The 22,505-nt window shown below is 63.4% G+C and carries 17 protein-coding genes; 4 read left to right on the forward strand and 13 right to left on the reverse strand.

Going from position 1 to position 22,505, the window contains the following annotated elements:
• Window positions 1-18 precede the first annotated feature (18 nt).
• Window positions 19-1,287: an MFS transporter gene (locus HZB53_08195; GenBank protein MBI5877614.1), complete on the reverse strand. Its 1,269-nt coding sequence runs from the start codon at window positions 1,285-1,287 to the stop codon at window positions 19-21.
• 12 nt (window positions 1,288-1,299) lie between these two features.
• The gene (locus tag HZB53_08200; GenBank protein ID MBI5877615.1) at window positions 1,300-2,496 is read right to left on the reverse strand and encodes a hypothetical protein; all 1,197 of its coding nucleotides are present in this window, start codon (window positions 2,494-2,496) and stop codon (window positions 1,300-1,302) included.
• Between the two features lie 584 nt (window positions 2,497-3,080).
• Between HZB53_08200 and HZB53_08205 the strand changes: the two genes are divergently transcribed.
• On the forward strand, window positions 3,081-3,989 hold the full coding sequence (locus HZB53_08205; protein ID MBI5877616.1) for a tRNA (adenine-N1)-methyltransferase: 909 nt from the start codon (window positions 3,081-3,083) through the stop codon (window positions 3,987-3,989).
• The gene (locus HZB53_08210) at window positions 3,970-4,239 is read left to right on the forward strand and encodes a DUF2007 domain-containing protein (GenBank protein ID MBI5877617.1); all 270 of its coding nucleotides are present in this window, start codon (window positions 3,970-3,972) and stop codon (window positions 4,237-4,239) included. Before HZB53_08205 ends, HZB53_08210 begins: the two co-directional genes overlap by 20 nt.
• Window positions 4,240-4,309: 70 nt before the next feature.
• On the opposite strand, the gene HZB53_08215 is transcribed toward HZB53_08210, so the two are convergent.
• The 8 genes from HZB53_08215 to HZB53_08250 all read right to left on the reverse strand — a co-directional run bounded on the left by HZB53_08215 (window position 4,310) and on the right by HZB53_08250 (window position 14,050).
• Window positions 4,310-5,251: an NAD-dependent epimerase/dehydratase family protein gene (locus tag HZB53_08215; GenBank protein MBI5877618.1), complete on the reverse strand. Its 942-nt coding sequence runs from the start codon at window positions 5,249-5,251 to the stop codon at window positions 4,310-4,312.
• A gap of 38 nt (window positions 5,252-5,289) precedes the next feature.
• Window positions 5,290-6,921 carry a DUF87 domain-containing protein gene (locus HZB53_08220; GenBank protein ID MBI5877619.1) on the reverse strand — a complete coding sequence of 544 codons (1,632 nt, stop codon included), beginning with the start codon at window positions 6,919-6,921 and terminating at the stop codon, window positions 5,290-5,292.
• Window positions 6,922-6,981: 60 nt separating this feature from the next.
• Complete coding sequence (locus tag HZB53_08225) at window positions 6,982-8,112, reverse strand: glycosyltransferase (protein MBI5877620.1); 1,131 nt, start codon at window positions 8,110-8,112, stop codon at window positions 6,982-6,984.
• A gap of 2 nt (window positions 8,113-8,114) precedes the next feature.
• Window positions 8,115-9,437 carry an MFS transporter gene (locus HZB53_08230; protein MBI5877621.1) on the reverse strand — a complete coding sequence of 441 codons (1,323 nt, stop codon included), beginning with the start codon at window positions 9,435-9,437 and terminating at the stop codon, window positions 8,115-8,117.
• A 20-nt stretch (window positions 9,438-9,457) separates the two neighbouring features.
• The gene (locus tag HZB53_08235; protein ID MBI5877622.1) at window positions 9,458-9,706 is read right to left on the reverse strand and encodes a DUF951 domain-containing protein; all 249 of its coding nucleotides are present in this window, start codon (window positions 9,704-9,706) and stop codon (window positions 9,458-9,460) included.
• 20 nt (window positions 9,707-9,726) lie between these two features.
• Window positions 9,727-10,212, reverse strand: a complete 486-nt coding sequence (locus HZB53_08240) for an adenosine-specific kinase (GenBank protein MBI5877623.1) — start codon at window positions 10,210-10,212, stop codon at window positions 9,727-9,729.
• Between the two features lie 127 nt (window positions 10,213-10,339).
• On the reverse strand, window positions 10,340-10,783 hold the full coding sequence (locus HZB53_08245) for a hypothetical protein (protein ID MBI5877624.1): 444 nt from the start codon (window positions 10,781-10,783) through the stop codon (window positions 10,340-10,342).
• 207 nt (window positions 10,784-10,990) lie between these two features.
• Complete coding sequence (locus HZB53_08250; protein MBI5877625.1) at window positions 10,991-14,050, reverse strand: aminotransferase class III-fold pyridoxal phosphate-dependent enzyme; 3,060 nt, start codon at window positions 14,048-14,050, stop codon at window positions 10,991-10,993.
• A 379-nt stretch (window positions 14,051-14,429) separates the two neighbouring features.
• On the opposite strand from HZB53_08250, the gene HZB53_08255 reads away from it, so the two are divergent.
• Window positions 14,430-18,515 (forward strand): GAF domain-containing protein, encoded by a 4,086-nt coding sequence (locus tag HZB53_08255; GenBank protein MBI5877626.1) that lies wholly within the window; start codon window positions 14,430-14,432, stop codon window positions 18,513-18,515.
• A gap of 231 nt (window positions 18,516-18,746) precedes the next feature.
• Here HZB53_08255 and HZB53_08260 read toward each other — a convergent pair whose 3' ends face one another.
• The 3 genes from HZB53_08260 to HZB53_08270 are packed head-to-tail and all read right to left on the reverse strand — an operon-like array spanning window position 18,747 to window position 20,909.
• A complete protein-coding gene (locus tag HZB53_08260) occupies window positions 18,747-19,679 on the reverse strand; it encodes a TIGR03560 family F420-dependent LLM class oxidoreductase (protein ID MBI5877627.1) in 933 nt (310 codons plus the stop codon).
• 19 nt (window positions 19,680-19,698) lie between these two features.
• Complete coding sequence (locus HZB53_08265; protein MBI5877628.1) at window positions 19,699-20,511, reverse strand: alpha/beta hydrolase; 813 nt, start codon at window positions 20,509-20,511, stop codon at window positions 19,699-19,701.
• A complete protein-coding gene (locus tag HZB53_08270) occupies window positions 20,508-20,909 on the reverse strand; it encodes a PPOX class F420-dependent oxidoreductase (GenBank protein MBI5877629.1) in 402 nt (133 codons plus the stop codon). Before HZB53_08270 ends, HZB53_08265 begins: the two co-directional genes overlap by 4 nt.
• Before the next feature lie 504 nt (window positions 20,910-21,413).
• On the opposite strand from HZB53_08270, the gene HZB53_08275 reads away from it, so the two are divergent.
• Window positions 21,414-22,496, forward strand: coding sequence for a PAS domain S-box protein (locus HZB53_08275; protein ID MBI5877630.1), 1,083 nt, complete (start codon window positions 21,414-21,416; stop codon window positions 22,494-22,496).
• The last annotated feature ends 9 nt before the right edge of the window (window positions 22,497-22,505 follow it).

A 22,505-nucleotide genomic window follows, 5' to 3' on the forward strand; every position in this document is an offset into this window, starting at 1 on the left:
TCCTTATGCGCGGGCGGGCTAGCGCCCGCCGGCTTCCGCTACGGCGGTCGCGTGCGGCTCGACCGCCGCGTGCATTGATTGCGATCCGCGCACAATCGCCTCCTGCCGGGGCAGGAACAACGTGCAGATGGCCGAGACCAGCGGCAGCACCGACAGCAGCAACATGCTCGGCGTCAGCCCGAACCGTTCCGCCACATAGCCGGTCACGGCGTTGCCAAGCCCGCCCGTCGCAAACACGAAGCCGAGCGTCAATCCCGAGGCGATGCCGGCGTTGCGCGGGAACAGTTCCTGGCCCATGACCAGCATCGGCGGCCATGACGCGCCCGTCGCAAAGCCCAGCAGGGCCGCTGACAGGTAGATGTTGACGGTGTGCACCCCAAAGAACGCATACATGGTTGGGGCCGTCAGCAGCAACGACAGCACCATCACGGTTCGGCCGCCGATACGGTCGCTGAGAAAGCCGCCGGTCAGCGAGCCGATCGCCAGGCACGCAAAAATCACAAACGACAGATTGCTCACCTCAGCCACGGTCAGGCCGTATTCGGGCTGGGTGAAGAACGGCGGTACATACAACGACACCGACGATTGCGACCACGCCCGCAGCGTCATGGCCGTCAGCAGGGCGAACACCGCAATGCGTGAGAAGGCCGGGTTCAACGCGATCTTGCGATTGACCTGCGCCATGGTCGGGCGCGCGACCGGGTAGCGTCCCAGCACATAGGCCAGCACGACGGACAGCACCAGGCCGATGATCGCCATCACGGCCGTGCCATGCAGCCCCCAACCCGACACCGAAATCAGCGACCCGACATCGAACCCGTCGAGGATCGCCTTGGCGACGAGCGGCCCCACCGCAAAACCGACGTTGCCACCCAGCATAAAGATCGCCACGCCCGCCGTCTTGCGGTCGCCGCTGGCACGATTGGCGCTTGACGCGCTCGGTGGATGAAACGCCGCCGCCCCAAATCCGGCCAGCGGTGCGACCAGCAACAGGGTCGTAAAGTCGCCCAGGTAACCGATTACGCCTTGGAACAGCGCCATCCAGAACACGCCGCCGGCGGCCAGCCAGCGGCCCCCGTGGCGGTCCGCGATATAGCCGAAGATCGGCTGCGACACCGATGAGCAGATCGAATACAACGCCGACACCAGGCCAACCTGCTCAAGCGATAGCGACAGGCCCGTGCGCAGGAAGAAGAACACGATCGGCATTGCGCCCGAGTACAGATCGCAGGCGAAATGACCAAGCGTCAGGCTCCACAGCGCCGGATTGGTCAACAGTTTGCGCATTCCCGTTCCCCGTTACCGCAAGTTCTCGACGGCCATTTGCACGGCGCGCGCAAGGTCGCTGCCGGGCGCCACGCCGCCCTGGGCCATTTCTGGCTGCCCGCCGCCGCGTCCGCCAAACGCCGCGCTCACCTCGCGCAGCAGGCGGCCCATATCGCCCGGCGCGTTCGCTGCGCGCGCAAAGATCAGTCCCGGCTTCTCGCCCGCCACGGCAAACAGCACGACCGTGCCCGGCTTCGCTTTGAGCCGCATCGCCAACAACCGCGCATCCTCGGTCGCGCGGTCGGAAAAGACCTGCGCGACGACGCGCGTGCCGTTGTGCTCCGCCGCCGCCGCCCAGAGCCGTTCGGCCTCGAACACGGTCAACTGGCCCTTCGCGAAGTTCAACTGGCGGCGTAGATCCTTGTTCTCGTCGGCGATACCCTGCACTTTGCCTGCCAGTTCCGAATCCTTCACAGTGAACTGGGAAGCCATGGCCTGCAGGGCCTGGCTCTTCCAGCCATAGTCGCGCAGCGCGCGCATGCCGCAGGTGAACTCAATGCGCTGCTCGTTCCCGCGCCGCTCGGCGCGCAGCACCTTAATCATGCCGACGGCGCCGGTCGTCGGGACGTGCGTACCCCCGCACGCCGACCAGTCGAAATCCTTGATCTCGACCACGCGTATTTTCTGATGCTTGGCGGCCGGCGGCCTGCGCAGTGGTAGACGCGCCAACTCCTCGTCGTCGACGAAGCGGGCCATGACCGGCCGGTCTTCCTGTGCGATCTGGTTTGCCAGTTCCTCGGCCTGCGCGTGCTGCTCGGGCGTCAGCACGCGCGCCAGATCCAGCGTGCAGTTGGCCTCGGTCATGTGCACCGAAACGGTCTCGGCATGACACGCCTGGTAGAACGCCTGCGAGAGGATGTGCTGCCCCGTATGCTGCTGCGTCAGGTCGTGCCGGCGCTCCCAGAGCACGTGTCCGCGCACCGGTCCCGGCGCGAGCGCCCGGTCGAGCAAATGGACATTGTCCCCGTTGGCGTCCTGCACGCTTAACACTTGAGCCGTTGCCTGTCCGTCGCTCAGCGTGCCCGTATCGTACAGTTGCCCGCCGCCCTCGGCGTAGAATGCGGTGCGGTCCAGCACGGCGGCGAACTGCGCGCCGCGCGCCTCCAGCGACAAAAGTTGTGCATCGAATGTACGCACGGTCGGGTCGGAGTAATAGATGCGTTCGGTCATCACGTCTCTTTCAAGCGGTGCGCCGCGCCACGCGGAACGGCGGTCACGGCCATACTCGACAACACACGCCCCCGGCGCGACTCGAACGCGCAACCTGCGGATTAGCATCCACCATTAGGTTTCCCTAACGAGCATCATGCGCCCTTGGTGGCTGGACTATCTCTTCGCCTTCGGGCATTGACCCGTTCAGGCGTCTCGCGTATAGTCTCTGAGGAGTCCATTTATCTGCTATGCGAGGAACCATTTGCGCGTCGTGCCGTCGAGAAACAGGCAGGTCAAGGGCATCAGGTCATTTGGCGCATATACAGATTTGTAAGGTTCCCTGCTGGTTACCCATGACGTTATCCGCCGCGCTTTTTCGCCGTCACGCATGCGCTCCCGCGCTTCGTTGTGGCGGCGACGGCTCTTAGGGCGTCCCAGCATATAGCGAGATTTCGCCGTGCGCATTTCGGCGCGGGCGCTCCGTTAAAAGTCCGTTGCTCTATCCTTTGAGCTACGGGGGCAATACGGAACAATTATAGCCGCAATCAATGCGCTACTCAAGCGCCTTGCGGCTTTGCGGCCGCGCCCGTATAATCCGCCCTATGGACTACACTACCGCAGCCGCGCCGGGCGCGTACGTACAGCTAATCGGCGCCGACGACCGGCGCTTTTTTGTGCGCCTGATGCCCGGCCAGTCGTTTCATACCCACCACGGCTTCATCAAGCACGACCAGATTGTCGGCACGCCCTATGGCGGCACCGTGTTCACCCACAACGGGCACCCGTACATCGTGCTGCAGCCGTCACTATTTGACCTGATCATGCGCGTCAAGCGCAACACGGCGATCGTATACCCCAAGGAGATTGGGTACATCTTGCTGAAGATCAACGCCGTGAACGGGGCGCGCATCGTGGAGGCCGGCACCGGCAGTGGCGCGCTGTCGCTGGCACTGGCCACCTCCATTGCGCCCGAGGGGCGCCTTTACACCTACGAAGAACGCGTCGAGATGCAGAACCTGGCGCGCAAGAACCTCGAAAACGCCGGCGTGGCCGGCAACGTGACGATGAAACTGCGCAATATCGTCGAGGGCTTCGACGAAACTGGCGTCGATGCCGTGTTCCTCGACGTGCGCGAGCCGCAGGACTTCCTGGGTCAGGCGCGCGCCGCGCTCAAGGGCGGCGGATTCTTCGGCTCCATTGTGCCGACCACGAACCAGGTCTCCAATTTGCTCACCGGCTTGCAGGCAGGCGGCTGGATGCACATCGAGGTCGAGGAAATCCTGATGCGCTCATACAAGCTTGTGCCCGAACGGCTGCGGCCCGAAGACCGCATGATCGGCCACACCGGCTTTCTGGTCTTTGCGCGCAAGGTGGACCCGTCGCCCCCGCCGCCGCCGCGCCCGCCCGCGCCGGTCGAGCAGGCCGCTCCGGTCGAGCCGGTTGACGACGAAATGCCTGGCGAGGAGCCTGTGCCGTTCAGCGAGGAGACAGATGCCGGAACCGACGCATGAGTTGGTGAGCGTGTACGTCGCGCAGGGCCACCTCGAAGCCGAAGTGGTGCGCGGGCGGCTTGAATCTGAGGGGGTACCGGCGATGCTTTCGTACGAGTCGCTAGGACTCGTTTACGGGCTAACGCTGGACGGTCTCGGACAGGTGCACGTCCGCGTGCCCGGTGCATTTGCAGCGCGCGCGCGGGCCATCCTGGCCACCCCGCCCGACCCCGGCGACGCCGACACCGAAACAGAACCCCCTTCGACCTGACGGGCCGACAGGGGCGGCGTTATCGGTACCGGTGTTCCGAATTGACCGAAGCGTATTGCGGCTCGCGGAGCTACGCCGGCAGTTTCACACTGAACCGCGGGTCCTGCGAAGTCATCAGTCGCAGGCCGGCCCGCAGATCGGTCTGCGGTGACCACCCCAGCACGTCACGCGCGCGCGAAATATCGGCCACTAACCGAGACACCCCGCCGCTCTCACCCGGCCGCTCGATGCGGTGCGCATCACGGCCCAGCACCGACTCAATGGTCGAGACGAGTTGCGCCACCGATGTTTCCTGCCCGCTCCCCACGTTGACGACCACCCGGTTCAGTTGCGGTCGTTCGGCCGCCGCGCGCAGTGCGTGCACTACGTCGTCGATGTACACAAAGTCGCGCGACTGCACGCCGCCGCCGTAAACGATCAGCGAACCGCCGCCCTGCACCTGCCGGAGGAAGCGCGGAATCACTGGCGCATGCGCCGGCGGCAGCGGCTGCCCGGGCCCATAGGCGTTGAAAATGCGCAGAATGACCGTTTCGATCTTCCACAGTGCGCCAATCGCGAGCACGTACTGTTCGGCGGCGAGCTTGCTGACCGCATACGGCGTTTGCGGGTTGACCGACATCGCCTCGGAGACCGGCTGCTGCGGCTGCTCGCCGTAGATCGCGCCTGAGGACGCCAGCACGACGCGCTTGACGCCGGCGTCGCGCACGGCGGCCATCAGGCTCACCGTGCCGCCGACGTTCACCTCGTTGTACTCCACCGGATACAGCACCGACTCCGGCACCGAAACGCGCGCCGCCAGATGCACCACGCAATCCACGCCGTTGAGCAGCGTCCACAGCTTCGGGATGTCACGCACGTCGCCGCGCGTAAACAGCACACGCGGATCGAGCACCTGCCGCTCGCCGCCCGCGCTCAGATCGTCGATCGCGCGCACCTGGTGGCCCTGCGCGACGAGGAAATTAGCGAGCGCCGAGCCGATAAAGCCGGTGCCGCCTGTGACCAGAAAGTTCATGCGTTAGTGATTTCCTTTAGGTTCCGGCTCGTTGAATTTCAATCGCCAAACAGGTCGTCGACGTCCTTCCGGACCTGGGCCTGCCGCTCCGCGCGGGTCAGATCGCCCATTGCTTTGTAGAAGTCGCTGTCGTATTTGCGCGTGCGAATTTGAATCGGCATCGGCACCGCGTGCCCGATCAGCAGCACTTCCTGCTTCGTGTCGAGGCTTTCCAGCGCGCCGCGCAGGGTGCTGCGCCCGCTCGCACCGGTAAACACGGCGTCGATGTCGTGCTCGTCGGTCAGCTTGCCCGTCACGCGCGTGCCGAGCTGCGACATCACTTCCGCATCGATGCCGCTCGGGCGCTGATCAATGACCATCAGCGTCACGCGGTATTTGCGCAGCTCGCGGGCAATGGTGCCAAAGATCGTCTGGCGCGCTACGCCGGGATTAAGGAACTTGTGCGCTTCCTCGATCGTAATGACCAGCGGGTGCGCCTCGCCGCCGCCTTCGGTTGCCTGCTCGTGCTCCTCGGCCAGCTTGACGTACTGCTCGCGCACGCGCCGTGTGATGATGTTGGACACCAGCATGTAGTCGAGCACGCTGTTGAACTTGCCGAATTGCAGCACGACGTGCTCTTTGCGCTTGAAATGCTCCAGCATCATGTCTATCGTGGAAAACTCGGCCAGCGGCGAGATATACTCCTGCCGCGCGATGCGCTTCAGATTGCGCTGGAGCGCGGTGAGCGTGCCCTCGTGCGCGTTGTTCTGCTTGCAGAACTCCTGGGCTTCCTCCACCGACATATCCAGCAGGTGTGACAGCCATGCGTCGCGGAAGCGGTCGCGCAGCAGGCCGATGGTCGCCTCCGCCGTTGCGCGCAGGTTAAGCTCCTCGGCCAGCAGCAGCACATCCTCCGGCTCAATCTGGTTCAGCCCGATCTTGAGGACGCCATCCACGCTGCGCCCGCGCTTGCGCGTGCTGGCCTCGTCAAGCGAGTACGTGTGGATGGCCGTTCCGAATAGCTCGCGCAGCCCCTTGACGCGCACGCCGTCCTCCGACTCTTTGCCGTAGGCGTACTCATCGTGCATGTCAAAGATCAGGTTCGACGCAATCTGCGACTTGACGATGCCGCACAGCAGCAGGCGCGCCAGGAACGACTTGCCGGTACCCGACTGGCCGAAAATGCCGTTGGAGCGCTGCACCCACTTGGTCAGGTCGAGGCAGATCGGGATATCCATCGTCAGCGGCGTGCCCATCTCGAAGTGCGTGTTGTCCGGCTCGCCGAACACGGTGTGGAAGTCGAACTCATTCGCCTCGCGCAGCGCGGCGAAGTGCATCGGGATCGTGCGCACCGGCTCGATGCCCGCTTCGCTCAGGTCGCGGGTCATGTCGAGCATCAACTGCGGCTTGATCTGCACGGTCGCATAGGTCGACGTGCCATCCAGCGCGCGGCGCACAAACGTGCTCGCGTCGCGCGGGGGATCCGCGGCGATCCGCATGTCCGAGGCGCGCAGGCTCATGTCGGCGATCAGGCAGAAGAAGCGGTGGCGCTCGCCTTCCGCCACGACAAACGAGCCGATCCGCAGCCCCTCGGTCGAGGTGCCGGGGTTCAGCCGTACGGTCAGGCCCTGGTTGAATGCACCCTCGGTGACGACACCGATTGGCTTGCTTTCATCTGGCGTGTTCGACATGAGTAAAGGTTCCCGGTCGATAAGTCTATCGTCTACCGCGCTGCCGAGCAAATCACGCGCCTAGCGCAAGAGCGTCAGGATCAGCCGCGCCGCCTCGCGCGCCGCCTCGGGCCGGCCCAACGCGTACGCCCGTTGGCTCAGTGCCGCCAACTCGGTTCCCGCATCAGCCAGCAGCCGTTGCAACAGGCCGCCGAGCTCCTGCGCGGGATTCTTCATGAAGTAGCCGGCAGCATGCGCCATGACGTAATTGACGTTGCCTTCCTCCTGCCCGGGCACGAAACCGCTAATCAGGATCGGCAGTCCGCAGACGAGCGCCTCGCTCAGCGTTGACGGTCCGGCCTTGGTCACGATCAGATCGGAGGCGCGCATCAGTTGCGGCATGTTGCGCACAAAGCCAGAGATGTGCGTCGTGCCACGCCAGGCGTAGGCTCGCAGCCGCTCCTCCAGCGCCTTGTTGCGCCCGGCGACGATCAGCTTCTGCAGGCCGGGCACCGCTTCATCCACGGCATAGGCCATGGCATCGAGCGCGCCCATGCCCTCGCCGCCGCCGACCAGCAGCAACGTTGGCATGTCGCTGACGCCGAGCGTGGCGCGCACCTCGCGGCGCGTCACATAACGATTCATCGAGAACGCCCGGTGCACCGGCAACCCCGTGACGTGGATCTTGTCCGGCGCGGTCCCGGCCGCCAGCGCCCCCGCGCGCAGTTCCTCCGACGGCAACAAGCATATGTCGGCTTCGGGTGTGAACCAAAGCGGATGCGCGCTGGCAAAATCGGTGACCATCGTGGCATACGGCACGCCCGGAAAGTCGCGCCGCAACACCCGTAGCGCTGCGTACTGGAATACGGGATGCGTGCAGATTACCAGGTCGGGCCGGTGCTCCGCGAACAGGCGCTTAATGCCGCGACCGGTGAACGTCGGAATGAGGTGATGGCTGGCCAGCCGGCCAAGACGCCGCCCACACAGCAGGTTGTACCCAAAGGTCCAGAAGCCCGGCGCGTTGTTGACCGTTGGCAAATACAGCTTGGGTACCTGGGTGATCGGCCACGAGAAGTAGCGGAACAGATCCACGACGGTGACATGCGTTTGCCCGGCGTCTTGCAGAGCCTCATTGAGCGCTTCGGATACGCTACGGTGCCCGCCGCCCGTGTCGGCCGTCAGGATGACGATATGTGGAAGGTTGGTCGTCACGTTCACGACTCGCCTGGGTGGTTTATCGAGCTGTCGCGCCCGCGCACGGCGCAGAACACGGCCACGCCCAGGCCGCACAGCGCCACAAGCACGGTTACGCTTGGAATGCCGATCTGGTCGGCCAGCGCGCTCAGAAAGATCAGCGGCAGAATGACGACCAGGCTCGTCACAGTATACAGCAGCGCGAAAACGCGGCCGCGCAGCGCGCTCGGCGAACGGTCCTGCAAGCTCGTCTGCGCCGGAATGGCGATCATCGCGATGCTGATGCCCAGCACCAGCGCCAGCCCCATCACGATCGGAAGATAGCTCAGACCTTGCAGCAGTTCGGCCACGTGCGCCGATTCCGACGACCAGCCAACCAGTGCCATGCCGGCCAGTGCCGCGCTCAGGCCGATTTCCCCAATAATCGAGACCCGATCGCGCTTCATATCGTGCCCGAAGCGGCCGATCAGGTAGGTGCTCAGCAGCATACCGGCGCCGGCCGGCGCAAAGATATAGATGGCGTCTTCGGGCGCCAGTCCGAGCACGCGGCTCGCGAAGCCGGGGCCGATCGTGACCAGCACCATGACCAGCATTGATACCATCGTCAAGTGCAAGATGGGAATGTAGATCGCGACGTTGCGGCGCACGAACCGCCAGCCCTCGCGAATATCGCGCACGGTCTGGCCCGGCGTCGCCACGCGATCCGGGTGATACGGGCGCGTATCCTTGGGCAGGAACAATACCAGTACCGCCGCCAGCAAGTACATGACCGCCGCCAGCGAAAACGCCAGGTCGATGCCGCGCGTCGGGCCAAAACTATTGCCGAACTTGAGCACCAACGGAAAGAGCACCACGAGACCAACCAACTGCGCGCCGGTCATCGTCAGGTTGAACAGCGCGTTGGCGCTGATCAGCGACTCGCGCTCAACTGTCGCCGGGATGGCGGCTAACTCGGCCGGCGCAAAGAACTGGCCGATGGCCGAGATCGCAAACGTCACCGCATAGATGACCGTAAGCGCGGGCCAGTCACTCAACACGTGGAAGGCAAACAGGTAGCCCAGCGTGAGCACGACACGCAGCGCGTTGCTGGCGATCAGGATCAGGCGGTTGGAGACGCGATCGACCACGACCCCGGCGAGGATGCTCAATATCGCGGCCGGGAGCGTGAAGGCCAGCACCATCATGGCAATCTGGCCGCTCGAGCGCGTCAGCGTCTCGATCAGGACGATCTGCACCAAATTGGAGCCGTTCTGCGCGATCTGCGAGAAGACCTGCGCCAGCCAGAGCCGCAGGAAGTTGTGATTACGCAGGACGGGGCCGAAACCGCGCGCGGGCGACGACATAGGGTACGACGGGCCGGGCGTCAGGCTTCCGGCTCGGCGGGGGGCGCCAGCAGGGCTTCAAGCTGGCCGGCGGGTGTTTCCGGCCCGCGGCTGATAAACTTCTTGACGCGCTTCTCGAAATCGCGGCGCGCCAGCAGCACACGCCGGCCGCACGTCTCACATTTCATGCCGATGTCCGCGCCAATGCGGACGACCCGCCAGGTCGTACCGCCGCACGGGTGCGTCTTCCGCAGTTGCACAACATCATCCATGCGGATGTCGGTCATCATAGCGCAGATTATACACGACCTCACTGCTTGTAGCCGAACCTGCGCAGCAACCCCTTGCGCCACGCGATGCCGGCCTCATCCTCAACGCCCTTCGAGGCAAAACCGTCGATGACGCCGGCGATGCCGCGCCCCTGCGCCGTCTCGGCGATCAGCACCTCGACCGGGTTGGCGGTCGCGCAGAAGACGCGACAGACTTCCGGCACCAACTTGACGGCGTTGAGCACGTTCAGCGGGAAATAGCCCTCGGCGAGGAAGATGATGAACGAGTGACCCGCCGCCAGCGCCTGCGCGTTGCGCTTCGCCAGGTCGATCATCGCATCGTCGGTGCCGCTCCAGCGGATCAGGCACGCCCCGGACGCCTCGCAGAACGCCAGCCCGAACCTGATGCCCGGTACGGCGTTGACGAGCGCCTCGTGCAGATCCTCCACGGTCTTGATGAAATGCGACTGGCCGAGAATGAAGTTGATCGCTTCGGGCTTGTCGATCGAAATAGTTGTCAGTTGCATAATGTCCTCTTCAATGTCAGATGCACTGTTTGCCGATGGATCAAATCCACCACAAAGACACAGAGGCACAAAGAATAACTGGTTTTCTCTGTGCCTCTGTGTCTCTGTGGTAAGTCGGAGTTCTGCGCTACGGCATATTCGACGGGCCGCGTGCGCTGTACGTCCGGTCAATCGCGGTACGTATATCGACGGCTGGCTTGCCCGCCTTGATGTAGCGCATCGCGTCCTGCGTGATATCGACGCAGATCTCGCAGCCAAGCGCGTGGTTGTCAAAGTCGAAACTGCCGTCGGCGTTCGCGCCCTTGATATAGCAGTCGTAGTTGTTCTTGTGCCCGAGCGGCCCGCAGCCACAGTAGCACGGCACGTTCTTCAGCGCGTCGGGATTGGCCATCGCGAAGCGGTACGCGTCGCGCGTGCGAGCGGGCGCCGTGGCAATTGTTTTAGACAACGACGACTCGTGGCCCATGTGCAATTGCGCCTGCGAGTTCTGCGCCGGCGCACAGGACGCCGACAGCAACACGGGGAAGATTACCACGAGAGTTGCCAGCAGGGAGAGTAGGCGGTACTTCATATCATCGCTCCATCACAGGATCGGCGCCATCGTGACGCCGATCCTATGATGGAGCATCCCGCCAATTGCCTGAAGGGTCAAACGTACTACCCGCGACATGACAAATGACTCGCGAATGGCGAGAAATCCCAAATCCCAATTTCCAAGCCTCAACAACTCCCGGAGCCGGTGATTGTGCTGATGTCCGTGCAAAGCGTGGACTCTGCCTCATAGTCCGACCAATTCATCTTCGTACAAAATATCATCCAGCGTCCGCACGAGGAAGTCGGCGTCGTCCTTCGTGAACACGAGCGGCGGCTTGATCTTCAAGACGTTGTGGTACGGCCCGTCGGTGCTCAGCAGGATGCCGCGCTCCTTCATCCGATTTGCCACATACGACGCCTCGCGGTCGGCCGGTTCCAACGTCTCGCGGCTGCGTACCAGTTCGATGCCGACGAACAGCCCCAGCCCGCGCACGTCACCAACCAGCGGGTGCCGGTCGATCAAACCGCGCAGACCGTCCATCAAGTGGTTGCCGACCTCCAGCGCGTGCGCCTGCAAGCGCTCGTCACGGATGACGTCGAGCACCGCCAGACCGATTGCGCAGGAAACCGGGTTGCCGCCGAAGGTGTTGAAGTACTCCATGCCATTGTTGAACGACGCGGCGATCTCCGGCGTCGTGACCACGGCCGCCAGCGGGTGCCCGTTGCCAATCGGCTTGCCCATCGTCACGATGTCCGGCACGACACCCTGCGTCTCGAAACCCCAGAAGTGCGTGCCGACGCGCCCGAAGCCGACCTGCACCTCGTCGGCGATGCAAACGCCGCCCGCCGCGCGCGTTAGCCGGTAGGCTTCCGTCAAGTAGCCCGGCGGCAGAACAATCTGCCCGCCGCAGCTCAGCAGCGACTCGCAGATGAAGCCGGCCACGCCGCGCCCAGCCTGGCGGGTGGCCGCAATCGCGTCGCCAACGGCCTGTGCATACTTGATGCCGGCCTGTGCGTCGCCGCGTTTGTAGGCGCCGCGGTAGTCATCGGGCATCGGCACGACGTGCGTGTGCGGCGGCGCGCCGGCTCCACCCGGCCCGTCGAACTTGTACGGGCTGATCTCGATCAGGCCGCCCGTGTTGCCATGGTACGCCACGTCGACTACGATCATGTCGCGCTGACTCGTGTGCGTGCGCGCCAGCCGCAGCGCCAACTCGTTCGCCTCGCTGCCCGAGCAGACGAAGTAGCAGACGCTGAGCGGTTCCGGCAGCGTCGCCACCAGGCGCTCGGCGTACTGCACCAGATCGTCGTGCAGGTAGCGCGTGTTCGTATTCAGAACCGCCATCTGCGCCTGCCCGGCGCGCACCACGCGCGGGTGACTGTGGCCGACGTGCGGCACATTATTGACGGCGTCGAGGTACTTGCGGCCATTCTCGTCGTACAGGTACTGCATCGAGCCGCGCACGATCTTGAGCGGTTTCCGGTACGATATCGACAGCGACGGCCCGATATACTTTGCGCGGGTGGCAAGGATCTTCTCTTTGGCCAGACCGTGCGCGCCGAGCCGCTCGGCCGGAATGCCGGCCATCAGGTTCGGGTCCGGGCTGATGCTGGCCCAGAGCGCGCGCTGGCCTGGCCGCGCGACGCCGGGGAACTCGCCGTCGCGCCCGAGCATATCCGTCACGATCTGGAAATGGAGGTGCGGCGGCCAGCCGCCGTTGACCGGGAAGTTGCCGATTCGCGCGATTTCGCTCCCCTGCTCCACCGGCATTCCGACCTGTAGCCCTTCGAGCGAGTCGGCGCTCAGATGTCCATAAAGCGTGTAGAAAGTCAGGCGGCCGTCATCGACCGTATGCTGGAGAACAATCGTCGGCCCGTAGTCGAGCGGCGCGGTGTTATTCGCGAAGCTGTGTACCGTGCCGTCGAGCGGCGCAAAGACCGCCGCGCCCGGTGGCATGAACAGGTCGAGTCCCAAGTGTACCGTGCGCCACTCTGGCCCCTCGTTGCCCTCGATGCGGAACATGTCGGTCGTGTAAATCGGGCGCGGCTCGTCGAAGCGCCCAATGCCCACATTCGCACCAGCCAGCCGCATCCGCTCGAACAACTGGCGCGTGAAGGCATCCGTGTCGGCCAGGTCGGTCTGATTGCCCAGTTCACGGCTGTCGATGCCGAGATCGAACACGAGCGTATCGTCGCCTTTCAGATCGGCGTTGACCAGACGCCCGACCTGTGCCGCATTGGCACGCAGCCAGACCACGACGGCCGGGCTGGTCGGGCTGGCGGGCAGGCCGCAGGCGTGCCGGAAGGCGAAGTGTGCGAACTGCGGGCTGACCGCCGCCAACCGCTCCAGCGCACCCCAGGCCGGCTGCTCGCTGATCGTCAGGTATTTGTTGGCGGGGTGCAGCTTCTGCTGGATCGCCGAATTGACGACACTGACACACAGGCGCATGGCGATCATCGGGAACAGCGCCGCCAATTCGGCTTCGGTCAACGGGTATGCGCGGTGGTAGCCTGCCACAATCTGCGCGGCCGCGCTAACCGGATCGGGCTTGTCCATGATTGCGTACGCGCATGCGATCGCCAAGTCGCCGACGACCGCAGAATGTACCATGTCGCCGAAATCCACCATGCCGGTCACGCGCTTGTCGACGCCGCACCCGGTGATGATGACGTTGTGGTCGTTCGCGTCGTTGTAGATGATACTGTGCCGCAGCGACGGCCACGCGGGCACGATCTGCGTCTCATACAACGCGACGAAACGCTCGACCGTGCCGCGCCGTCGTTCGTCGGCGATCTGGCCGACCTCGGACTTGATCCACAGCGCCCGCGCCAGGTCCCATTTCAGGTCACGCTTCGCGGCCGGGTGGGCATAGTCGGCCAGCCCGCGATCGATGCGACCGAGCAGGTCGCCGACTCCCGCCAGCAATTCGGGCGTGTGCGGCCGCACCTGCGCCAGAACCCGCCCTGGCAGGTACGTCAGCAGGCGCGCCAAGTGCGCGGAGCCGTCAGGGGCGGTCACGCATTCGACATCATTGCCCGCCAGCGACGGGATGACGCGCCACAGGTCAATACCGCGCGCGGCCAGGTGCCGCACCGCGCCGTTCTGCATCTCCAACGTGGCGCGCTCCTCGGCCGAGTTGGCGACCTTGAGCACGTACTCGACGCCGTCGTCGGCCTGCACGTGGAAGTTCTGGTCGCGCTCGCTCGGCAACGGCTTGGCGGTTCCGGTCACGCCGTAAAGTCGTGCGGCCATTGATTGCGCGTCGGACAGGGACAGCGTGGGTGGGTGGAAGTTCGCGGGCATCAGGCGCTCCTATCGGTGCAATATCTTCTGGGCGTATTTTACACGATAAGCGCCGCCGAACGGCAGAAACGAAACACCCCCACGGCTCATCCAGCCCCGCAGGGTGTTCGTCCTTGTCTTACCGCCACGCTACTCGGTGACGCTGACATCCGTCAGTATCGCGCCGGGCACACCGTGCGCCAACAATGCCGCGAGCTCGTCCTCACTATCGTCTGAAGTTGGCTCTGACCAGAGGTATAATGAAGCTGGCTCCTAAGGGTGTCCGACCGCACCTGTCCATTTCCACGTTGAACCCGAGAACGGATAACCTGCCTGTGTTGGCCACGCTCCAGCGCGAGGCTCCTGTTCCAGATGTCCCTGTGTCTGAAGGAGGACTTTGATGGCGCAGTTGTTTGCGAGCCTTCGTGTTCGCTTAGTTCTTCTCGTTCTTCTGGCCATTCTGCCGGGAATCGCGCTGACAATCTACAGTGCCTCGGAGGATCGCCAGCGCGAAGTAGTGGAAGCGCAGTCCGAGACGCTGCGCCTGGCTCAGGTGATCTCGGCCCAAGAGGACGAATTGATCGCCACGACCCGCCAGTTGCTTATCAGCCTCGCGCATTCCTCCGATGTGCGAGTCGGCGATCCGGCACAGTGCAGCGCGTTGTTAGCGAGTCTGCTGAAAGATCATTTCCAGCGCTACGCCAATCTTGGCGCGATCAAACTCAACGGCGATATCTTCTGCAGCGCAACCCCTCTCAGCAGCACGGTCAACGTCGCGGACCGCACCTACTTCCAACGCGCCGTTCAGACCGTTGATTTTGCAATGGGGGACTATCAGATCGGCCGAGTCACGGGAAAACCGTCAATCAATTTCGGTTATCCCGTGACGGACAGCAACGGTCACGTGCAAGGTGCGGTCTTTGCGGCGCTGGATCTGGCAGAACTTGGCGCGCTGGAGCAACAGGTGGAATCCAAGTTACCGGCAGACACTGCGTTGACCAAGATTGATCGCAATGGACTGGTGTTGGTCCGCTACCCGGACCCGGAGACTTGGGTCGGGCATCCTTTACCCAACGCGTCGCTTGTCAAGACCGTTCTTACACAGCGCCAGGGCATGGCCGAAGTGCTCAGCCCGGAAGGTCTTCCGCGTGTATACGCATTTGCCCCAATTCACACCGCAGTCCAGGGTGAGGGCACGTATGTAATCCTCGATTTCCCGCAGGCCGCCGTTTTTGCCGAGGTGAGTTCGCTGCTTTCCCGCAACCTGATCGTACTCGGGATTTCGGCCGCATTGGCGCTGGCAGCAGCCTGGGCCGGCGGCGACGCGCTGGTATTGCACCGCATTAGGGCATTGGTGAGCGCGGCGACGCGACTGGCGGCTGGCGATCTGAGCACGCGCGCCGGTCTCCCCCACGAGCGCGGCGAGATGAGTCAATTGGCTCACGCCTTTGACCAGATGGCGGAATCCCTTCAACGCCGCGAGGTGGAGCGCAAACAGACGGGGCAGGCGTTGCGGCAGAGCGAAGAACTCTATCGAACGCTCGCTGAAGCAGCACATGAAATGATTTTTGTCATCAGCCGAGAAAACCGCGTTCAATACATCAACAGCTTTGCGGCAAAGCAATTCGGGCGTCGGCCGGATGAAGTCATTGGGAGACGCAGAGAGGAGTTATTTCCCGTAAGCGTTTCCGATCAGCAGGAGAACAACCTGCAACGAGTCTTCGACACCGGCGAGCCCCTCTATGTGGAGAACAAGACCCCGCTTGAAGCTCGGGAAGTATGGCTGGGCACTTGGCTGGTCCCCCTCAAGGATGAGCCCGGTGGTGTCCGAGCCGTTCTTGGTATCTCGCGCGACATCACCGTGCGCAAGGAAGCGGAACAAGTGTTGCAGAAGAGTAAAGAAAGGTTGGAACTGCTCTACCGACTGAGTCTGGGCCTCGCGGAGAGTCTGGACACCCGCGAGGTTGCACAGCGCGCGCTGGACACAGTTTGTGCAACAATAGGAAGCCAGCGTGGGACTGTTTTGATCTATGACCTCGGCCGTCCTCATCTGCGCGTGGTGACCAAGTCCGGCTACGACCTAGATTCGGCAGAGACTCTCGATTGGCCGCGGCGACTGCTTCCCCATGACGGTCTGGCCGGCTGGGTGGCCGCCCATCGGCAACCCGCGCTCTTGGACGACGTGCGTAAAGACGAGCGGTGGGCGGTGGTTCCCGGGGTGGGCGACTGGGTCCGCTCGGCAATGAGCGTTCCGCTGGTCAGCCGGAATGAACTGGTGGGCGTGTTCGTCACAACCAGCGATCGGGAAGCGTTCTTCACCACGGATCATCTACAACTGGCTCAGTCGGCCGCGGCCACGTTGGCGGCGGCAATGGCCAACGCACGGTTCTACGCCGACGCACGTCAGCATGCGGTTGAAATGGAAACGCTCAACAACATTGGACAGAAACTTGCGGCCACGCTGAATCTGGCGGAAATCATCGAACTAATCGGCAACGAGGCGGGCAACCTGCTGCGTCCCGGCAATTTGTCGGTGTGCCTGTACGACGAAGCGCGCGACGAGGTCGACGAACGATTCTATCTCGATCGGGGAGAACGGAAACCCGGCTCTCGCTTTCCATTCGGAGAGGGGTTGGTGAGTTACATCATTAGGCAGAAAGAGTCAATCCTTGCGAGCGACTATCTGAGCGAATGTGCGAAGCGCGGCATCCCACCAAGCGGCGAGCCGGCCAAAGCCTGGTTGGGCGTCCCGATCACTACGGAAGAGCAAGCGCTTGGCGCGCTCATCGTTTGGGACTACGAACGCGAGGGGAGCTTGACCGAACGTGACTTGCGCGTTCTCTCAACGCTCGCGGCGCAAGCCGCGATTGCGATCAAGAACGCGCGGTTGTACGACGAGACGCGCTACCGCCTTGCGGAACTCGAAGCCGTGAACCGGATTTCCACCGCACTGCGTGTCGCCCAGACGATCGACGAGATGCTGCCCATCCTCTTGGATGAGGCACTGGGTGTGCTAAATGCAAATGGCGGGAATATCTGGCTCTATGATCCAGCAGGGGGTGTCCTGCGGCAGATGGTGAACCGCGGACTGATCGAGACTTCTCTTGCGCTCAAGCCAGGAGAGGGCCTCGCCGGGCAGGTCTTTGCGACTGGACAACCACAAATTTCCCGCGAGTTCAGGTCGGATCCACGTGGACATCCATCCATGCGGCTACAAGTCGGCGCAGGGATCGGCGGCGGAGTCACTCCGATTCGCACCGCGGATCGAATCGTCGGTGTGCTCTTTGTCGCAGTTGACGCGCCGCGCGAATTGACGCCGGATGAAGTGCGTCTCATGTCCACGCTTGCCGAAATGGCGGGGAATGCGATTCATCGCATGCAGTTGCATGAGCAGACCGTGCAGCATGTCCAACGCCTGTCCGCCCTGCACGCGATTGACATCGCCATCAGCAGCAGCCTGGACCTCCGCGTCACGTTGGGCGTCTTGCTCGATCAAGTGACGCAGCAGTTGCGTGTTGAAGCGGCGGACATCCTGTTGCTCAATCCGCACACTCAGGTGCTTGAGTATACGGCGGGGCGCGGGTTCCGGTCGCGCGTTATTCAGCAAACTCACTTGCGGTTAGGTGAAGGTCACGCGGGGCGCGCCGCGCTCGAACGCCGAGTGATCACCGTCCCTGATCTCCGCGCAGATCAAGGCTCCATGGCGCGATCGCAGTGGCTGGCCGGTGAAGCGTTCATCACCTACCACGGCGTACCGCTCGTGGTCAAAGGCCAGGTCAAGGGAGTGCTGGAAGCTTTCCATCGTTTAGCTTACACGCCCGACGCCGACTGGCTGGAATTCCTCCGCGCGTTGGCACAGCAGGCCGCCATCGCCCTCGACAACGCCGAACTTTTCGAAGGCCTGCAACACGCCAACAGCGAATTGATACTTGCCTACGACACCACATTAGAGGGCTGGTCGAGCGCTCTCGACCTGCGCGACAAAGAAACCGAAGGCCACACTCAACGCGTGACTGAGCTTACCCTGCGTCTGGCACAGGCCATGGGAATCGGCGATGCAGAACTTGTCCACATCCGGCGCGGCGCTCTGCTGCACGACATCGGTAAAATGGGCATCCCGGACGGCATCCTCCTCAAGCCCGACAAACTTACCGAAGAAGAGTGGGAAATCATGCGTCGTCATCCCGTGTATGCTCGAAAATGGCTCTCGCCAATCGCCTATCTGCGCCCCGCTCTGGACATCCCGTGCTGCCATCACGAAAAGTGGGACGGTACGGGTTACCCGCGCGGGTTGAAAGGCGAAGAGATTCCGCTGGCGGCGCGCATCTTTGCCATCGCAGACGTGTGGGATGCGTTGTGCTCCGACCGCCCCTATCGCAGAGCCTGGCCGACAGAAAAAGTGCGCGAGCATATTCACTCACTTGCTGGCACGCACTTTGATCCGAAGGTCATCGATGCGTTTCTGAACCTTCAGTGGACCGGATGAGTGCTCAGACGCTTGATTTGCTCATCGTGCTCGCCAGTGCGGCAGCGTCGTTGGTCGCGCTCCTCCTTGCGGTGCGCTATTATCGCCGCACGCGCCGGCACCCGCGCTATTGCGTATCTCCGCATTCAGCATACCTCTCGCGCTGCGCGTGACGTAAGAGCGTCAAGCCCTGCGAGCGCCCACCCGCGCAGGGCTTTGCCTTTTATACGGCCCGCTTGCGACGGACAGCACTTACGTGAACAGCGGCTTTACGTCCGACGTGAATAGTTCGAGGCTCTCCTGGTCGTTTCGCACGAACGTGCTGATGACCATCTGCGTGCCTGCCCGCTCGTATTGCCCGATCATCGCGATTGCCTGCACCGGCGTCAGCGCGTTCAACCGCACGCTATCGGGGATCTGCAAGCGTGCGCGCTTCGCCTTTAACTCGGCCTCTGTGCGCGCCAGCAGCAGGTTGCCGAACTGGTTCGTGCGCTCGATCTCGTCGTAGTTGCGCCCTTCCTTCTCGCAGTGCTGTTTGAGCACGTCGTATTTGTGCTTGATCGTCTCCGGGTCACCGAACAGGTTGGTCGCCGTGCCCACGCGCGCCACGACGCGCAGCGTCAACTGTTCGCCGCTGCCGCCGATCATGATGGGCGGGTGCGGCTTCTGCACCGGTTTCGGTTCGAGGATCGCGTCCTCAACTTTGAAGTACTTGCCGTGATACGTCGTGCGCGACTGCGTCCACATCGCCTTGATCAGTCGCACCGCGTCTTCCAACTGGCCGATACGTGTCGCCGGTTTCGGCGGGAACTCCCAGTTGTATTGCTTGTACTCCGGCTCATGCCAGCCTGCGCCGAGGCCAAGCGTCAAGCGGCCGCGGCTGATGATGTCTACGCCCGCCGCCATCTTGGCCAGCAGCGCCGGGTTCCGGTACGCAACAGAACTGACCAGCGTCGCCAGCCGCAGCTTCGACGTGACCGCGGCCAGTGCCGACAGCACGGTCCAGCCTTCCATGAACGGCTCGTCGGCGCGGCCGACGATCGGAATCTGGATCAGGTGATCCATCACCGATAGCCATGCATAGCCGTGCGTATCGAGGTACTGCGCTTTGCGCTTGATGCCCTCGAAGATCTCGTGCGGATCATCACCGTAGAACCATGATGGGCTGTGAACTCCGAATTTCATTGGCTGTTTCTCCTTGTGTTTAAAGCGTGTTCAGAAAATCGCGCACCACACGTAGAAATGTCTCGAACTGATCGCGCCGGATATTGTGACCCGCCCCCGCGATAACGGTCGTGCGCGCGGCCGGGCACAGGCGCTGCGCCTCGTCCGCTTCGTTGGGAGTCATGATTCCACCATAGGCCGGATCAGCCGTGACGAGCAGCGTCGGGCATGTGACACAACACGCCACATCCTGCCAGCGAATGCCATGGCCACTAATTCCATTGGCGATTCGCGGATCAGTCTGACGCTTGGCCTCTGCCCACTCGGCGAGATCGGTGTCTGACCAGGTCGGATTCTGGCGGCGCCCGTAGGCTACGATCGCAGCAAGCGACTGCGTGCGTCGTTTCGCCAACCCGGCCTGCCACCCCGCGATACGTTCCGCCATCAGCGCACTATCTTGCAGTGGCTCGCCGCGAAACGGCGGGTCTTCGAGGATCAACGCCCGGACTCGATCGGGGAAATTGGCGGCGGTAGCGGCCGCCGTCGCGCCGCCCATCGAGTGGCCCACGACGACTGGCCGACCGAGGCCCAGTGCGTCAACGACGGCCGCCACATCGCACGCGTGATCCTCCGCGGTGTAGCCGGTCTCCAGTGCTTCCGACTGCCCGTGCCCGCGCGCGTCCAGCATCACGCAGTCAAAATCCGGCGCTAGCGCGGCGGCCAGACGGGACCAACATAGGCCATTGTCGGTCACGCCGTGCAGCATGACCACCGCCGGCTTGGCGCCGCCCGTGCGGTGATAGTGGATTCGCACTCCAGCGCCGCGGACGTCCCCGCTCTGCCATGCGCTCATATGAGTTCACCATCCGTCCGGCGCAATTCGATGTACGCGATTTCGGAACCGCGCAGCCGCATCGCCAACAAAGAGGCGCGCTTCTGCCAGCCGTACTTACTAGTCAACGCGCCGTCGGTGCCCGGGTGCTCTTCGGGTGTCAGGATGCGGCCGCGTGCTTCGATCTCCGTGCCGAGTAGCTTGCTGCGCCCTTCTGACGACGCCACTCGCACATGCGCGTCGTTGCTCAAGCGCTTCAGCTTGTCGGCTGGCGCCAATGTCAACAGCACCAGCCGATCGCCGTCACGCGCAGACCAGACCGGCGTCGGTACCGCCGTGTCGTTGCCCCGGAATGTGGTCAATGCTATGTAGGTGTGCCCGGCCAGGGCATCAAAGCCGGGGTATGTCGTTGTCATCATGTCGTTCCTGTACACCAGGAGTCACTTGGTTGCCTTCATCGGGAGCCGTGAACCGCTTATGATAATACCACAAAGTCGATAGCCGACAGTGGGCGACACAGCGGGCAATGGTCAAGGCGTGGTTCGGGGATTCCGCACATATATCAGCACTAACTACGGAGACCAAGCGCGCAGTAATACGCAATCACCGAAGCGCGTTGACGCCAATGTGCCTTTGTTTGGCTTGTCAATAAATCAGTAATACAAGCCGATTCACAAGCGATGCAAGATGGATAGAATGAATGTCATACGCTGATCAAGTTGCCGGCCGCCCACTTCTGCCGCATGGCCAACATGCCGGACTGACAGCCCAATAGCCGGGTGCCAATGAAGACACCCAATTGCGAGGACAATGATGTCCGACCTGTATGCAAGTGCATCGGCCTCACCATGCACGACGGGATCTGCCCACCGCCTGGCGCGTCGACCCGTCCATGCCTGTGCGTTCCCCCCTGGCGAGGCACGATGAGAAGCCAAACGTCCTCCCTGACCGCTCATTCCGTCGAAAAACAACTGCGGGCCAAGCTGCGCGAGTTGAACAAGGAGCTCAGGACGCTCAAGCAGTCCCAGAAACTGTGGACCGCTTCGTTCAACTACTCGCCGGTCGCGCTCTGCATCGTCAGCCTTCAGGACGGCACGGTGCGCGACTCCAACCTGCTCTTCAGCCAGCTCACGGGCTATGCGCAAGATGAGTTGCGCGGTACGCCGGTCACCCGCCTGTTTGCCGCCGGCGCCGCCCACCCGTTCGATCCCATGCCCTCGCAAACGTCGGAGCCGCCGTTGGAAATGCCCGCCGCGTTCGTCGCCCGCAATGGCGAATCGCGCATGGCGGTCTGGGGCGTCAAGGTCATGGAGGTCAGCGGCGAGCCGTGCGCCGTGGCCGCCGTGATGGACCTGACCAACGGGCGGCAGCGGGAAATGGCGCTGGGCCGCGAGGCCGCCGGGCTGGCAATGCGCATATCGGAACTGGAGTCGGACAAGGCGCAACTCCTTGAACACGAACAGCGCTTCCTCGGTCAGATCGACTCGTTGAAGCAGGAGACCCAGCAGCTCAAGCTCGATCTGATTCAGGCTCGCCGGTCGCACGAGGAGTTCATGGCCGAAGCCAGGCGACTGCGCGAGAACGCCGGTATGCTGATGAACCACCGGCCGTCGCCCAAGCCCGCTACGTCGGCCCTGCGCCGCCTGACCGCCGTGCTACGGATCGACCGCCGCAGTGTCGCCGAAGCTGACAACCTGGTCGCGGCCGCCGGCGAACCGGATGCCGCCGCGCGGCCCGAGCCGACCGCGGCCATCGCCGCGGCCGACACCACACCCCCCGCTGTCGAATCGCCGATCGATGCGCCAATCCCCGGCGTGGCTGTCGATCAGCCCGCTGTGCAGCCCGCGCCGCCCGTGATGCCCGAGCCAGTGCTTGCGCAAGCCACCGATACTACAACGCCGGTCATCCGGCTCTCGCTGAGCGAGCGCCAGTTGACCGATCACATTGCCGCCCTGCGGCAGATGGCCGACCGTATCGACGCGGAAGTTGCTCCGCGCATTCAATGACCAACCTGG

It is taken from the genome of Chloroflexota bacterium, assembly GCA_016235055.1.
GTDB lineage: Bacteria > Chloroflexota > Anaerolineae > JACRMK01 > JACRMK01 > JACRMK01.

Coding starts and splice junctions, on each gene's coding strand:
- HZB53_08215 (MBI5877618.1), bottom strand. CDS start 5,251: ATGAACTTTCTGGTCACAGGCGGCACCGGCTTTATCGGCTCGGCGCTC.
- HZB53_08255 (MBI5877626.1), top strand. CDS start 14,430: ATGGCGCAGTTGTTTGCGAGCCTTCGTGTTCGCTTAGTTCTTCTCGTT.
- HZB53_08220 (MBI5877619.1), bottom strand. CDS start 6,921: ATGTCGAACACGCCAGATGAAAGCAAGCCAATCGGTGTCGTCACCGAG.
- HZB53_08265 (MBI5877628.1), bottom strand. CDS start 20,511: ATGAGCGCATGGCAGAGCGGGGACGTCCGCGGCGCTGGAGTGCGAATC.
- HZB53_08230 (MBI5877621.1), bottom strand. CDS start 9,437: ATGTCGTCGCCCGCGCGCGGTTTCGGCCCCGTCCTGCGTAATCACAAC.
- HZB53_08250 (MBI5877625.1), bottom strand. CDS start 14,050: ATGCCCGCGAACTTCCACCCACCCACGCTGTCCCTGTCCGACGCGCAA.
- HZB53_08270 (MBI5877629.1), bottom strand. CDS start 20,909: ATGATGACAACGACATACCCCGGCTTTGATGCCCTGGCCGGGCACACC.
- HZB53_08235 (MBI5877622.1), bottom strand. CDS start 9,706: ATGATGACCGACATCCGCATGGATGATGTTGTGCAACTGCGGAAGACG.
- HZB53_08275 (MBI5877630.1), top strand. CDS start 21,414: ATGAGAAGCCAAACGTCCTCCCTGACCGCTCATTCCGTCGAAAAACAA.
- HZB53_08210 (MBI5877617.1), top strand. CDS start 3,970: ATGCCGGAACCGACGCATGAGTTGGTGAGCGTGTACGTCGCGCAGGGC.
- HZB53_08205 (MBI5877616.1), top strand. CDS start 3,081: ATGGACTACACTACCGCAGCCGCGCCGGGCGCGTACGTACAGCTAATC.
- HZB53_08245 (MBI5877624.1), bottom strand. CDS start 10,783: ATGAAGTACCGCCTACTCTCCCTGCTGGCAACTCTCGTGGTAATCTTC.
- HZB53_08260 (MBI5877627.1), bottom strand. CDS start 19,679: ATGAAATTCGGAGTTCACAGCCCATCATGGTTCTACGGTGATGATCCG.
- HZB53_08195 (MBI5877614.1), bottom strand. CDS start 1,287: ATGCGCAAACTGTTGACCAATCCGGCGCTGTGGAGCCTGACGCTTGGT.
- HZB53_08200 (MBI5877615.1), bottom strand. CDS start 2,496: ATGACCGAACGCATCTATTACTCCGACCCGACCGTGCGTACATTCGAT.
- HZB53_08240 (MBI5877623.1), bottom strand. CDS start 10,212: ATGCAACTGACAACTATTTCGATCGACAAGCCCGAAGCGATCAACTTC.